This is a genomic window from Pseudomonas donghuensis, assembly GCF_000259195.1.
GTDB lineage: Bacteria > Pseudomonadota > Gammaproteobacteria > Pseudomonadales > Pseudomonadaceae > Aquipseudomonas > Aquipseudomonas donghuensis.
Genome location: NZ_AJJP01000155.1, coordinates 41,062 through 54,901, shown reverse-complemented (window position 1 = coordinate 54,901; position 13,840 = coordinate 41,062). Strand labels below are relative to the sequence as shown.

Annotated in this window: 14 protein-coding genes; 11 read left to right on the top strand and 3 right to left on the bottom strand. The window is 62.2% G+C overall.

What is annotated here, in order from left to right; translation table 11 throughout:
- Positions 1-190 precede the first annotated feature (190 nt).
- From UW3_RS0100230 to UW3_RS0100185, 10 genes are all read left to right on the top strand, one after another.
- Positions 191-601, top strand: coding sequence for a VOC family protein (locus tag UW3_RS0100230; protein WP_010220111.1), 411 nt, complete (start codon positions 191-193; stop codon positions 599-601).
- Between the two features lie 135 nt (positions 602-736).
- Positions 737-1,996 carry a cystathionine gamma-synthase family protein gene (locus tag UW3_RS26330; protein WP_050989978.1) on the top strand — a complete coding sequence of 420 codons (1,260 nt, stop codon included), beginning with the start codon at positions 737-739 and terminating at the stop codon, positions 1,994-1,996.
- Between the two features lie 135 nt (positions 1,997-2,131).
- Complete coding sequence (locus tag UW3_RS0100220; protein WP_010220109.1) at positions 2,132-3,571, top strand: amino acid permease; 1,440 nt, start codon at positions 2,132-2,134, stop codon at positions 3,569-3,571.
- 49 nt (positions 3,572-3,620) lie between these two features.
- On the top strand, positions 3,621-4,517 hold the full coding sequence (gene gcvA / locus UW3_RS0100215) for a transcriptional regulator GcvA (protein WP_010220108.1): 897 nt from the start codon (positions 3,621-3,623) through the stop codon (positions 4,515-4,517).
- Between the two features lie 12 nt (positions 4,518-4,529).
- Positions 4,530-5,918 carry a threonine synthase gene (gene thrC / locus UW3_RS0100210; protein WP_026001127.1) on the top strand — a complete coding sequence of 463 codons (1,389 nt, stop codon included), beginning with the start codon at positions 4,530-4,532 and terminating at the stop codon, positions 5,916-5,918.
- Positions 5,915-6,352 carry an Lrp/AsnC family transcriptional regulator gene (locus tag UW3_RS0100205; protein WP_010220105.1) on the top strand — a complete coding sequence of 146 codons (438 nt, stop codon included), beginning with the start codon at positions 5,915-5,917 and terminating at the stop codon, positions 6,350-6,352. The genes thrC and UW3_RS0100205 overlap by 4 nt, the downstream gene beginning before the upstream one ends.
- Before the next feature lie 123 nt (positions 6,353-6,475).
- Positions 6,476-7,516, top strand: coding sequence for a homoserine dehydrogenase (locus UW3_RS0100200; protein ID WP_010220104.1), 1,041 nt, complete (start codon positions 6,476-6,478; stop codon positions 7,514-7,516).
- Positions 7,517-7,529: 13 nt separating this feature from the next.
- Positions 7,530-8,948 (top strand): aldehyde dehydrogenase family protein, encoded by a 1,419-nt coding sequence (locus UW3_RS0100195; RefSeq protein ID WP_010220103.1) that lies wholly within the window; start codon positions 7,530-7,532, stop codon positions 8,946-8,948.
- A 177-nt stretch (positions 8,949-9,125) separates the two neighbouring features.
- Positions 9,126-9,560 (top strand): YeeE/YedE family protein, encoded by a 435-nt coding sequence (locus tag UW3_RS0100190; RefSeq protein WP_010220102.1) that lies wholly within the window; start codon positions 9,126-9,128, stop codon positions 9,558-9,560.
- A 2-nt stretch (positions 9,561-9,562) separates the two neighbouring features.
- Complete coding sequence (locus UW3_RS0100185; RefSeq protein WP_026001126.1) at positions 9,563-9,982, top strand: YeeE/YedE family protein; 420 nt, start codon at positions 9,563-9,565, stop codon at positions 9,980-9,982.
- A 1-nt stretch (position 9,983) separates the two neighbouring features.
- On the opposite strand, the gene UW3_RS0100180 is transcribed toward UW3_RS0100185, so the two are convergent.
- The 3 genes from UW3_RS0100180 to UW3_RS0100175 all read right to left on the bottom strand — a co-directional run bounded on the left by UW3_RS0100180 (position 9,984) and on the right by UW3_RS0100175 (position 12,605).
- Positions 9,984-11,225, bottom strand: coding sequence for an MgtC/SapB family protein (locus UW3_RS0100180; protein WP_026001125.1), 1,242 nt, complete (start codon positions 11,223-11,225; stop codon positions 9,984-9,986).
- A 93-nt stretch (positions 11,226-11,318) separates the two neighbouring features.
- On the bottom strand, positions 11,319-11,513 hold the full coding sequence (locus UW3_RS27995; RefSeq protein ID WP_081492750.1) for a hypothetical protein: 195 nt from the start codon (positions 11,511-11,513) through the stop codon (positions 11,319-11,321).
- Positions 11,514-11,531: 18 nt separating this feature from the next.
- Positions 11,532-12,605 carry an NAD(P)-dependent alcohol dehydrogenase gene (locus UW3_RS0100175; RefSeq protein ID WP_010220099.1) on the bottom strand — a complete coding sequence of 358 codons (1,074 nt, stop codon included), beginning with the start codon at positions 12,603-12,605 and terminating at the stop codon, positions 11,532-11,534.
- A gap of 269 nt (positions 12,606-12,874) precedes the next feature.
- Between UW3_RS0100175 and UW3_RS0100170 the strand changes: the two genes are divergently transcribed.
- Positions 12,875-13,801: a universal stress protein gene (locus tag UW3_RS0100170; protein ID WP_026001124.1), complete on the top strand. Its 927-nt coding sequence runs from the start codon at positions 12,875-12,877 to the stop codon at positions 13,799-13,801.
- Positions 13,802-13,840: the final 39 nt, after the last annotated feature.

Sequence of the window (13,840 nt, the reverse complement as noted above, 5' to 3'; positions counted from 1 at the left end):
CTTCATTGGCGCTGCTGTGAGGGCTTGCGGGTATGAGAGCGCCGTTCAACCGCCACCACGGCGTTGGCCAGGGCTACCACGCCAGCTTGTAAAAAATATTAATAAGTCATGTCCTTTTAGCCCCGTTTATCAGGGACTTTCAATAACCGATCATCTCGACATCCGTCCCAGGCCTTGCGAGGTGCTCAGCATGTCCCTTGATTTTCAGTTCGATCATTTAGCCTTCAACACATCCGCCGACGGCGATCTTCAGGCTGCGCTGCAAACCTTGCTGGGCGTCGAGCCTGGGCCGAGGCCGGCGTTTCCGTTCCCGGGGCACTGGTTGTACCAGGGTGGCCAGGCGCTGGTGCACCTGATCGAAGGTGAGCACACGCGCTTCAACCACCTGGCCTTGCGCACCGCGCATCCCGCGTCGGCCGTGCTTGAGCGGGTGCGTGCCAGCGGCTTGCCGTACCAGGTCGCGGTGTTGCCGCAAGAACGTGTCTGCCAGGTCTTTGTCAGCCTGCCCGGCGGTCTGGTGCTGGAGCTGGACTGCCCGCTCGACCGGGACGACATCGGCATCAGCCACCACTACCAGCACAGTACCCATGCCCCGGTCTGAATCCAGGGGCCGCCAGCCATTAAAAAAACCGTGCCTCAGGCCCGGATTAGATCGTTTTTCAGCCTGACCGGGCTTCCCTATAGTCCTCGCATCCCCAATCGGAGCACTGCGGTGCTTCTTCGATGCGAGACCACTATGAACAACAAGACAAAGCTCGATCAGGGCGCAGGATCCGGAACCCGGGTGGTGTGGGGTGGCGAGCAGGGCGGGCACCCCTACAACGCTACTCAGACGCCCATTGTGTTGAGCGCCGCCTATGGCTATCAGGACATCGATGCCTGGTATGACGTGGCGTTGGGCAAGGCGCCGGGCTTTATCTACAGCCGCATGAGCAACCCCACGGTCTGCGTGCTGGAAGACAAGCTCTGCGAACTGGAAGCGGCCGAAGCGGCGGTGGCGTTCAGCTCCGGGATGGCAGCGATCAGCGGCGTGCTGCACAGCTTCCTGCGCCAGGGCCAGCGCGTGGTGTCGACCCGCGACAGCTATGGCGGTACCAACAAGATTTTCGAAGAGTTCCTGCCACGCATGGGCGTTGAGGTGACGCTGGTCGACACCCTCGATACCCAGGCCATCGAGCGCGAAGTTGCGCGTGGTTGCGCGCTGCTGTACCTGGAAACGCCGACCAACCCGACCCTCAAGGTCCTCGATATCCAGCGCCTGGCCGCAGCCGCCAAGCGTGTCGGGGCGCTGGTGGTGGCCGACAACACCTTTGCCACGCCGCTGAACCAGAACCCCCTGGCGCTTGGCGTCGACGTGGTGGTGCACAGCGCTACCAAGTTCCTTTCCGGCCACGGCGATGTGCTGGGTGGCGTCGTCTGCGGCGCCGAACCGCTGATGGCCCAGGTCCGCCATTATCGCGAGATCAACGGCGCCGCGCTGGACCCGTTCTCGGCCTACCTGATCATCCGTGGCATCAAGACCCTGGCCTTGCGTGTCCGTCAGCAACAGGCCAGCGCGCAGGTGCTGGCCGAGTACCTGTGCAGCGAAGCGCTGGTGGAGTCGGTGAATTATCCGGGGCTGGCCCAGCATCCGGGGCACGCCATTGCCTGTGCGCAGATGCGCGGCTTTGGGGCGATCGTCAGCTTTGTGCTCAAGGGTGGCATGGAAACGGTGGTGCGTCTGCTGCCACACCTCAAGTACGCCCACCGCGCCGGTAACCTGGGCGCGGTCGAGACCATCTACGGGCCGGCGCGCACCACCAGCCATGTGGAAAACACCCTGGAGGAGCGCCAGGCCCTGGGCATCTCGGAAGGGCTGGTACGCATTTCTGTCGGTATCGAAGATACCGACGACCTGCTGGCCGACTTGCGCAATGCCTTTGCTGCGGTGCGCCGCGAGCAAGGCCAGGGTAAACCGGTACAGCCGCAGGCTCAGTGCCCCGGGGTTGAAGCCTAGTTGAGCGAAGACGTTCGATCTAACCGTCGCTCGGTCTCTTCATGAAAATTCAAAACAATAAAACCTGACGGCCATTCAACGCCTGCTGCCCCGTCCGGGGTGGCAGCGAATGTCCCTTTCATGAGAACAAGAAAAATGCAGACTCAGCTCAAAGAAGGCCAGCCCGCATGCGGGGCCGAGTTTCACAAGCAGATGCAGACCCGTCACATCGTCATGCTGGCCCTGGGTGGCGTCATCGGCACCGGCCTGTTTCTGACCACCGGCTACACGGTTAACCAGGCAGGGCCACTCGGCGCGGTGATTGCCTACATCATTGGCGCCGTCATGGTCTACCTGGTGATGGTCTGCCTGGGCGAGCTGGCAGTACAAATGCCGGAAACCGGCTCGTTCAGCAGTTACGCCACCCGCTACCTGGGCCCCGGCACCGGCTATACCGTGGCCTGGCTGTACTGGCTGACCTGGGCCGTGGCAATCGGTTCGGAGTTCACTGCGGCGGGGATCCTCATGGTGCGCTGGTTCCCGGACACACCGGTATGGAGCTGGAGTGCGCTGTTTGCCATCGCCGTGTTCGTCAGCAATGTGGTGTCGGTGCGCCTGTTTGCCGAAACCGAGTTCTGGCTGTCGCTGATCAAGGTCATCACCGTGTTGACCTTCATCGTCATCGGCGGCGGGGCCATCTGCGGGGTCTTCGAGGTTCAGCAGCTACAGGGTGTTGGCCTTGGCAACTTCACCCGCGAAGGGTTGTTCCCGACCGGATTCTTGCCGATTGCCATGACCCTGCTGGCGGTGTCGTTCGCCTTCTCCGGCACCGAGCTGATCGGGATTGCCGCCGGTGAAGCCCAGGACCCGCAAACCAGCGTGCCCAAGGCCATTCGCACCACCATCTTGCGCCTGGCGCTGTTTTTTGTCGGCACGATCTTCGTCCTCGCCACGCTGCTGCCGCGCGAGCAGGCCGGCCTGGTGGAAAGCCCGTTCGTGGTGGTGTTCGAGCTGATCGGCATTCCCTATTCGGCGGACATCATGAACTTCGTGATCATCACCGCCTTGCTGTCTGCCGCCAACTCTGGCCTGTACGCCGCATCGAGGATGCTCTGGACCTTGAGCGACCAGGGCCACATGCCCAAGTGCTATGCGCGCCTGTCCCAGCGCGGTACGCCGGTCAACGCGATCATCCTGAGCATGGCCGGGGCGCTGGCCTCGTTGCTCAGCAGCGTGCTTGCCCCGGACACCGTGTACCTGGCCCTGGTCTCGATCTCCGGGCTTGCGGTCGTGGTGGTGTGGATGAGCATTGCCGCCAGCCAGATGGCCTTCCGGCGGCAGTACATCGCCGGCGGCGGCCGGGTGGAAGATCTGCACTTTCGCGTGCGTGGCTACCCTTGGGTGCCGCTTGGCGCCTTGCTGTGCTGCTTGCTGGCGTGCGTCGGCATTGCCTTCGACCCGGCCCAGCGAATCGCCCTGTACTTCGGCCTGCCGTTCATTGCCTGGTGCTATTTCGTCTACTGGGTCACGCGCAAGAAGCGTGAACAACGCCTGGGCATCAGCGCTGCAGTCAAGGGTTCTGCTGGCGCGGCATGAGCGGCCGGGGCCATAGTGAGCGCCGATAATTGCCGATGAGGTTGCCTTGATGAGTCAAAAATCCCTACCGCCGCTGAACTGGCTGAGGGCGTTCGAGGTCTCGGCGCGCCACCTGAACTTCACCCATGCGGCAGAAGAGCTGTTTCTGACCCAAGGCGCGGTGAGCCAGCAGATTCGTCAGCTTGAAGGGCACCTGGGGGTGGCGCTGTTCAAGCGCCTGCCGCGTGGCCTGGGCCTGACCGAAGAAGGGCAGTCGTACCTGCCCGTGGTGCAGGACGCCATCAGCCGCCTGGCAGTGGGTACCAATGAGATCTTCGGCCAGCACCACCGCCGGCCGCTGAAGGTGCGCGGCAGCCTGAGTTTTCTTCAGTACTGGTTGGCGCCGCGGCTGGCGGAGTTTTGTCGCGAATACCCGCACATCGACATCCGTTTTATCAGCAACCTCTGGGTCAAGGCGCCCGATGGCGAGGACGACCTGGAGATTCGCTGGGGCTGTGGCAGCTGGCCCGGGCTGATTGCCCAGCGCCTGACCTGGGATGTGCTGCAGCCGGTGTGCTCACCGGCGCTGATGGCCCAGTCACCGATCCATCAACCTCGCGACCTGGCCCGGCATGCCTTGCTGCATGTACTGGGCTACGAAGAAGGCTGGGGCTATTGGTTGAAACGGGTCGGTGCCGATGAGGTGGATTACTCCCGAGGCCTGCAGTTCGACACCCTGGTCTCGACCTTGCGCATGGCGGAACTGGGCCAGGGCGTGGCCCTGGCGCGGTCGTCGCTGGTGGAAGATCAGCTCAAGGCCGGACAACTGGTCGCCCCCTTCGATTACCGCATAGAAGCCAGCGAGTCCTTTTATCTGGTGCGCGCCCAAGGCGAGGCGTTGTCAGCCGATGCCGCGGCGTTCTCCACCTGGTTGGTGGCGCAAGCGCATCGTCATCTGTCGTACTGATCTGGAGTGAACATGCACTATGTAAGCACACGGGGCGCAGCGCCCGCGGCGGATTTTCGCAGTGTGGTCCTCTCGGGGCTGGCCACTGACGGCGGGCTGTATGTCCCGCAAACGGTTCCAGTGTTCACCCAGGAGCAGATTGCCAGTTGGTCCTGGCTGCCGTTCGATGAGTTGGTCTGGCGTGTGGTGTCGCCGTTCGTTGGCGAGTCCCTGGACGAAGGCACGTTACGGGCGTTGCTCAGCGACAGCTACCGCGACTTCAGCCACCGCGCCATTACGCCGCTTCAGCAAATTGGCCACAACGAATGGATTCTTGAGTTGTTTCACGGCCCGACCCAGTCTTCCAAGGACTTTGCCGCGCAGCTGCTTGCGCGCCTCGCGGCGCATTTTCTCCAGGAGCTTGGCGCCAGGGCGCTGGTGGTCGGTGCCACCAACGGCGATACCGGGCTTGCTGCCATCGAGGCATTCGCCGCCTACCCAGGCATGCGCCTGGCGGTGCTGTACCCGTGTCACGGGGTGCCGGCGCAACAGCTGCACGCCCTGCAGCGGGCAAACCCGGAGCAGGTGCAGTTGCTGGCGGTGGAGGGCAGTTTTGACGATTGCCAGACCCTGCTGTCGCGCCTGCTGCGCGACTGGCCATTGCCCGGGCTGATACCGGTGTGCTTCAACTCCAGCAACTGGGTCGGCGTGCTGGCGCAGATCGTTTATTACTTCCATGCCGCCTTGCAACTGGGCGGCGGCACCCGTCCTGTCGCCTTCAGTGTGCCGGCGGCCAGCTTTGCCGAGATCTACGCAGGCTTCATCGCGCAGAAAATGGGCTTGCCGATCAATCAGGTGATCGTTTCGACCAACAGCAACGATGCCCTGCATCATTTTATCCAGCGTAACCGCTACTCCATGCGCCAGAGCAACCGGACACTGGCGCCGGCCATGGACTTCTCGCTGTACTCCAACCTGGAGCGCTTTATCTGGGAACTGTATGAACACGACGGCGCTGCGGTCAGGTCGTTGATGGAGCATTTTGAAGCGTGCGGCGAACTGAGTATCGGCAATCCTCAATGGCTTCGCGCCCGCGTGCTGTTCGACTCCCACGCGGTCGAGGAGGCACAGGTGCGCGAAGAAGTGCTCAAGCTGTTCCATGAAACCGGCGCGGCGGTCGACCCGCATACCGCCGTCGGTGCCCTGGCAGGGCGCCTGCACCGGCGCAGCCTGGGGGCGCCAATGGTCACCCTGGGGCAAATCGCCCCGGCCAGATCAGCGGCGCTGCTGGCAGAGCTGGGCGCCTGGCGCGACAGCGTGGCCGCGCCGCCCGAAGCCCTGGCGCGACCACCGTACCTGCTGCCGGGGGACCTGGCGGGCCTGCGCCAGGCCTTGTGCGTGAGCCAACAGGAGGGCGCATGAAACGCATCCTCGACCCGCTGGACGAACGCATCCTGGCCGAGCTCAGCGCCAATGCGCGCATTGCCCATGCCGAGCTCGGCGCCAAGGTCAACCTGTCGCGCAATGCCGTGCGCCAGCGTATCGAACGCCTGGAGCGCGACGGTGCGATCCAGGGGTATACGCTGCGCCTGGGCGATTCGCGGCGGGCGGCCTCGATGATCAGCGCGGTGATCTTCGTCTACCGCCATGACCGCATGCGCGGTGAAGAGGTGCTGGCCGGGTTGCGCTCGATCCCCGAGATCGTCCAGTGCGAGGTGCTCAGCGGTGAGTTCGACCTGATGCTGCGCGTCAACGCGGCATCACCCGAGCGTGTGCACCGGGTCTGGAAAGAAATCGCCGCCATGGCCGGCGTTGAAAACACCGTGACTTCGTTCGTGCTGTCTGCCGAGCACTAGGCGCGGCACAGCTGCGCGTCGCGGTGCAGATTGACCAACGAATACAGCACTTTGCCCTATTCAACTGCCCAGGCCGACCTCTTAGGCTGGTTCCATCAAACAACGCCTGAGACGAGAGCTGTCATGACTGAATATAAAATTGCACTGGTGGGTTTTGGTGGGGTGAACCGGGGCCTGGCCCAATTGATTGCCGAGCGCAATGCGGCCTGGCAAGCCGCCCTGGGCTTGAGCCTGAAGATCGTCGGCGTCACCGACCTGTTCCTTGGCTCCATCGTTGATCGCAATGGCCTGGATGCCGGGCAACTGGTTGCGCTGCCGGCCGAAAAGGGTGCCTTCGCAAGGCTGCCGGGCGGTACTGCCGAGGCCTTCAACGAGACCGTGATCAAGCAGTCCGGCGCCGACATCGTCGCGGAGGCCACCTTCACCAACCCGGTCGACGGCGAGCCGGCTGCCACCTTCTGCCGCTGGGCACTGGAAAGCGGCATTCATGTGGTGACCACCAACAAGGGCCCGATCGCCCTGCACGGCAGCGAGCTCAAGGCCCTGGCCCGGCGTCACAATGTGGCCTTTGAGTATGAAGGCGCGGTCATGAGCGGCACGCCGGTGATCCGCCTGGCCCGGCAAGCCCTGGCGGGTGCCGAGATCCAAGGTTTCGAGGGCATTCTCAACGGCACCTCCAATTACGTGCTGACGTGCATGAAAGAGGGCCTGAGCTTCGACGCGGCGGTCGCCCAGGCGCAGCAACTGGGCTATGCCGAGGCTGACCCCAGCGCCGATGTGGAGGGCTACGACGTGCGCCTGAAGGTGGTGATCCTGGCCAACGAACTGCTCAACGCGCAGTTGCGGGTCAGCGACGTTGCCTGTTCCGGCATCAGCGCAATCACTGCCCGCGATATCGCCCAGGCGAGCGAGAACGGTCACTGCTGGAAACTGATCGGGGCGGCGCAGCGCGAGGCGGATGGCTCGATTCGCGCCAGTGTCGAGGCCCGGCTGTTGCCTGCTGCCCATCCGCTGGCGGCCATCAACGGCGCGACCAATGCCGTGTCTTTCAACACCGCGCTGGTGGGTGCGGTGACGGTGTCAGGCCCGGGGGCAGGGCGGATCGAAACCGCCTTCGCCCTGCTGTCGGACATCATCGCCCTGCACACCACCGACCGTCAGTAAGCGGAGCACCGTCATGAGCGTATCCAAGCAAGTCAGTGTCAAGCTGGTCGATGCCAAGCAGATCGATGTCTTCAGCCCTTTCGACGGTCGCCGGGTCGGCAGTGTTGCCAACCTCGATGCCAGCGCCGTGCCTGGCATTCTCGAACGTGCCCGTCTGGGCGTACGCGAGAGTGCGGCGATGCCTCGGCATGCCCGGGCACGGGTGCTGGAAACCGCGGCCCGGCGCGTCGAGGAACAGGCGCACGCCTTTGCCGGGCTGATCGTCGCCGAAGCGGGCAAGACCCTGCGTCAGGCCGAGAAGGAAGTCAAACGCTGCGTCAACACCCTGAAGCTGTCTGCCGAAGAGGCGCGGCGCAACGCCGGCGAGGTGCTGCCGTTCGACGCCTACGAGGGCTCCGAGTCGCGTCAGGGGTGGTTCAGCCGCGAACCCTTGGGGCTGATCGTTGCCATTACCCCCTACAACGACCCACTCAACCTGGTCGCGCACAAACTGGGCCCGGCGATTGCCGGCGGTAACGCGGTGATCCTCAAACCTTCGGAACTGGCGCCGCTGTCGGCCTTGAAGTTGGTGGAGTGCCTGGTCCAGGCCGGCTTGCCTGCCTCGGTGGTCACCGTTGCCACCGGTGGCGTCGAGTTGGGCCAGGCCCTGGTCGAGCTGCGCGAGGTGCGGATGATTTCCTTCACCGGCGGCTTTGCCACAGGTGAGGCCATCGCCCGCAGCGCCGGCTTGAAAAAACTCGCCATGGACCTGGGCGGCAATGCCCCGGTACTGGTGCTGGACGATTGCGACCTGGCACCGACGGTAGAGTCCTGTGTGTCCGGGGCGTTCTGGGCGGCGGGACAAAACTGCATTGGCACCCAGCGCATTTTTGTACAGCGCTCGATCTATCCGGCGTTTCGCGAGCGCTTTGTCGCCTTGTCGCGTGCCCTGGTGCTGGGTGATCCGGCCAAGCGGGAAACCGATGTAGGCCCGATGGTCAGCGAGCATGCGGCGCGGCGCACCGAGCAGTTGGTCAATGAAGCGCTGGCTGAGGGCGCTCAGTTGCTGTGCGGGCACCTGCGCCAGGGGTCAAGCTATGCGCCGACGGTGCTTGAACAGGTGAGCCACGACAGCCGGATCTGGCAGCAGGAAGTGTTCGCGCCGGTGGTGATCCTCGAACCGTTCGATATGCTGGAGGATGCCGTCGCCCTGGCCAACGCGCCGGAGTACAGCCTGCATGCCGGCCTGTTCACCCGCGACCTGTCCAAAGCCTTGCAACTGGCCCGCCAGCTGCAAGCCGGCGGGGTGATGATCAATGACTCGTCGGACTATCGCTTCGACGCCATGCCGTTTGGTGGCTTCAAGTACGGCAGCCTGGGCCGCGAGGGGGTACGGTTTGCTTACGAGGACATGACCCAGCCCAAGGTCGTGTGTATCAACCAGCCCGGCTAGGCCCGTCAGAACACTAGGGTAACCCGCAGCCCGCCAACGTCACGGTTGTGCAAGCGGGCCTGCGGTTTGGGATGTGTTTGGATCTATGCTCAAGCGTATGCTAGCCAAGCGCCAGGCACATGCATGGATCGAGCATGTGGCGGCCACCTTGTTTCTAACTGGCAGAGAGGAATGCGCATGACCATCGATTGGAGCAACTTCACCCCCTGGACGGCATTGCTCGGCGGTCTGTTGATCGGTGGCGCGGCCAATTTGTACATGCTCTTGAATGGGCGCGTGGCGGGTATCAGCGGGATGCTCGGCAGCCTTCTGGAAAAACACGGCGAAGGCAAAGGGGAGAAAGCGCTGTTCCTCCTCGGGGTGGTGCTATCGCTCTTGCTGTGGTGGGTGTTCGCCGAGGGGCCGGTCGTGCAGTTTGAGACCGGTTGGCTTGGCTTGCTGGTGGCCGGCGTTCTGGTCGGGGTGGGTACCCGCTACGCCGCCGGTTGCACCAGCGGGCACGGTGTCTGCGGCGTGGCGCGGCTAGCGCCTCGTTCACTGCTGGCCACGCTGTGTTTCATGTCCGCAGGCTTTGCTGTGGTGTTCATCGTTCGTCATCTGCTCGGAGCCTGATCATGCTACGGCTTATGGCCTTTATTTGCGGCGTACTGTTTGGCCTTGGCCTGTTGCTGTCAGGCATGGTCAATCCGGCCAAGGTGCTGGGTTTTCTGGATCTGGCCGGGCAATGGGATCCATCACTCGGGATGGTCATGCTCGGTGCGATCGGGATTGGCTTGATCCCCATGCAATGGGGCCGCAAGCAAACACGCTCGCTGCTGGGCGCGCCGATGTGCATGCCGACGTCGCGGACCCTGGACCGCAGGTTGGTGGGCGGCAGCCTGCTGTTCGGCATCGGTTGGGGGATTGCCGGTATTTGCCCCGGGCCATCACTGGCGCTGTTACTGAGCGGCCACTGGCAAATCATTATTTTTGTGCTCGCGATGCTGGCGGGCATGGTGCTTTTCAATGCCCTGGAAAGCCGGCGTACGCGCTGATCTATTGCAACAGCAGGCCTGCCCACATCGAGGTGATAATCAGCAGCTGTCCAACAATGACATAAGCGCCGAACCTGGGCCCACCGCTGGTCCAGGCCAGCACGCACTTGGTCAGCGTATTGCTGCTCATGGCTGTCAGTGCGGGGATCGCGATGTCTGCCACTGGCAGTTGCCCTGACTTCACCACCGAGGCGATCGACGCTGCCGTTGCATGCGCATCGGCCAGGCCGCTCAGCAACGCGGCGATCAGTACACCTTTGTGTCCAAGGCTGGCTAGAAGCGCCGATGAGAGCAGGGTGATGCCGGTCACTGCCGCCGTGACCACAAGGGCGACCTTGAGATTGAAAGCGCCGTCCCCAACCTTGCTTGCAGCCGGCACAAGCGAAGGATTCCAGGGGGCTAGCAGCAGGGAACCGCAGACCACTGTCGTCAATGCCGCCAACAGCATCGGCGCCCATAACGCCCCCACGTACGCCGGGTCGACGGCCCCCAGCACCAGACCGAGCAAGGCAACAGTCGCCAGGTTGGAAAACAGCGCTGCAGCGCTGAGCGCTTTGACAGATGATGGTTCCCTTCGGGCTAAATGCCCCATCAGGGCGATGGTCGCCGAGCCAGAAGCAAATCCTGATGCAATGGCACTCAAGGTATAGCCATAGCGCTCGCCCACCATGCGCATGGCAATATGGCCCAGTGCCCCGGCCCCCATCAGCAGCACGGTCAGGGTGCAGATGGTGCGCGGATTGATGGCGCCAAACGGGCCGAAGAAGCGATCTGGCGTCAAGGGCAGGATGACCAATGCCCCAGTCAGCAGGATCAACCCGTCGCGAACTTCGGTTTCGGTCAATTGCTGGAGGGCAAAACGGTGCAGTTCTTGCCTGAGCGCCAAAACAACCGTAAGCACCACGCCGATGGCGATCGCCAATTCTGGCTGCTCATGACACAAGGCACCGAGCAGCAAGACGAACAGCAGGGCGATTTCACTGGTGATGCCTGGATCCTTGCCAGCGTGTTTCCAGTAGGCGACGGCAATGATGAGAGCCAGCGCGATACTCATGACAGCCACTAACATCGCCCCCGCGACGGCCATGCAGACGTAGCCCAGCACCGAGGTGATGGCAAAGGTCCTGAGGCCGGCAAATGCGCGATGCTCGCCGCTGCCTTTCTTGCGTTCACGCTCAAGGCCAACCAGCATTCCTATGCCCAAGGCTGCAGCGAGGTGCGTAATGTCCAGGGTTTCAAGCATGATGGCGGCATCGAGGCACAGGGGAGGGCAGGCGTGCTAACCGCTTGGGTTGAGCTGCAGTCCTTCCCGGATTATAGCGTTGTCGCCGGGCCTTCACCGTAGCGTTGACTTACCAACTACCTGCGCACGCTCAGCTAGCATCGTCAGGGAGTGCGGGGCGTTGACTCGAGCATGGAGGCGATCGACGAAGGTTGTCGCTTCTTCAAGACTTTGAAAACTCACCCTCCAGACATCCAGGTGCACCCACCAACGGTTCTGACGTGGATGGCTTTCAATGTAGATGTTCATTGAGGCTACTCCGTTCATTCAGGGCGTAATGGCGACCTTCATGACGCCGTCGCGTTGATGGGCAAACAGGTCGTAGGCGGCTTCAATGTCGTCCAGCTTGAAGCGGTGGGTCACCAATGGCGCCAAGTCAATGCGTGCGCTGGCGATGACTTCCATCAAGCGTCGCATACGCTCCTTGCCACCGGGGCACAGCGTGGTAACGATGTTGTAGTCACCCAGGCCGGCCGCAAAGGCATCGAGGGGAATGCGCAAGTCTGAAGCGTAGACACCGAGGCTGGACAAGGTGCCTGCGGGCCGTAACACCCGCAGCGCGGATTCAAACGTCGATTGGCTGCCAAGTGCTTCAATCGCGACTTCGACACCACGGCCGTGAGTTATCGCCATGATCTGCTCGACGACATTGCCCTGGGTGTAATCGACCAGGTGTGAAGCGCCAAGCTGGCGGGCCACGCTCATGCGCGCGCTCACGCTATCAACACCGATAATCGTGCCGGCACCTTTCAAGCGGGCACCGGCGACCGCACACAAGCCAATAGGGCCCAGGGCAAAGACCGCGACCGTATCGCCGATTTTCACATCACCGCGTTCGGCACCGCTGAACCCGGTGGACATGATGTCCGGGCACATCAGAACCTGTTCATCACTGAGGTTATCGGGTATCAACGACAGGTTGGCCATGGCGTCGGGTACCCGAACATACTCGGCCTGGCAGCCATCGATGGTGTTGCCGAACTTCCAGCCACCGATGGCCTTGAAGCCATGGAGGGTGCCGGGCCCATCCTGGGAAGAGCACCCACACAGGCAGGCATTGCTATAGCCGCTTGGGGTGATTGCGCCGGCAATGACCCGCTGTCCTTCGCTAAAGCCTTGAACCTGGGCGCCGAGCTTTTCAATGATGCCAACGGGCTCATGACCGATGGTCAAACCCTTGGCGACAGGGTATTCACCGCGCAGGATGTGGACATCGGTGCCACAGATGGTGGTGGTTGTGAGGCGCACCAACGCGTCACTCGGGCCGATGTCGGGAATAGGCTTTTGCTCCAGCACTATCCTGTTTTTCTCCACAAAAACTGCAGCTTTCATGGTCGCCATGGCATCGGTTCCTCTTCGGGAGCGTGGCATTCACCTTGGTTTAGCCTGCGCGCAAAACCAGCGAATCGATTGACCCGGATCAAGGATCCAAGGCTATTTTCACTAGTCGGGTTACCGTGCGTCGGACGACATCGCCTGGTATGGCCTTCAGCAACGCAGTGGGCCATTGCGCGTTGCATTGCATCGCGAGCTTGATGCAAATCAATCGTTCAGCGTTGGACGGATGCAGGATGGTATGTACCTGCTCATTACTTCGCCCGAGGTGAGTCATGTCTGACGTTCAACGCTTGTTGCTGATTGCTCCGTCCCTGATGCGTCGCACTGACGCTTATGACCGTGCTGCAGCCTTGGCCAAGGCTAAAGGTAGTGCGCTGCATATAGTGGCGTTTGATTACCTTGAAGGGCTTGCGACTGCGGGCCTGGTCAATGAACAGGCGCTGGCGGTGATGCGCCAGGCCTATGTCGAGAAACATCATCAATGGCTTGAAGCCCAAGCCGCTCCCCTGCGTAGAAATGGGCTTACGGTCACAACTGAAGTCGTGTGGGTAGAGAATGTCCTGGAGGAAATGCTGACTCACTTGAAAGAACAGCCCTTTACCATGCTGGTAAAGGATATCGAGCAGGAATCGCGCCTGATGCGGGCGATGTTCAGCACGCTGGATATCCGGCTGTTGCGCGAAAGCAGAACACCGTTGCACTTTGTCAGCGAGGCCAGCCACGCCCTACCGCGCAAAATACTGGCAGCGGTTGATCTGTCACGCCCTGAGGATCAATTCCAAGGGTTCAATGACCGTATCATCAATGAAGCGTTGAAATTGGCCATGCAATGCCAGGCGCAAGTGGAAATCCTGTATGCCTACGACCTGACCGCTATGCAAACGGATGCAGAAAACCTGGGGCGTAGCGCCTTTGTGTTTGGCTCCAATGTGGCCGAACGTCTGCATGAAGCCCAAAGCGATGCCTTTCGCCAGCTGGCCGCGCGCAATGGTATCGATCCAGAGAGTTGCCACATGATCATGGGCGACCCGACAAAAGTCTTGAGTGCCTTTTGCCGGGATCACGGCACCGATATCGTGGTGATGGGGCGGGTGCACCACCGTGGTTTGGCCAAGTACATTGGTAGCACGGTTGAAAGGGTACTCTACAAGATGCCCAGCAGTGTCCTGGTGATCACGCCGGATGTTCCGGTGGCCTGACAACGGCGTACCTCAGCGTGGTTCCGCGGCCCGGATGCT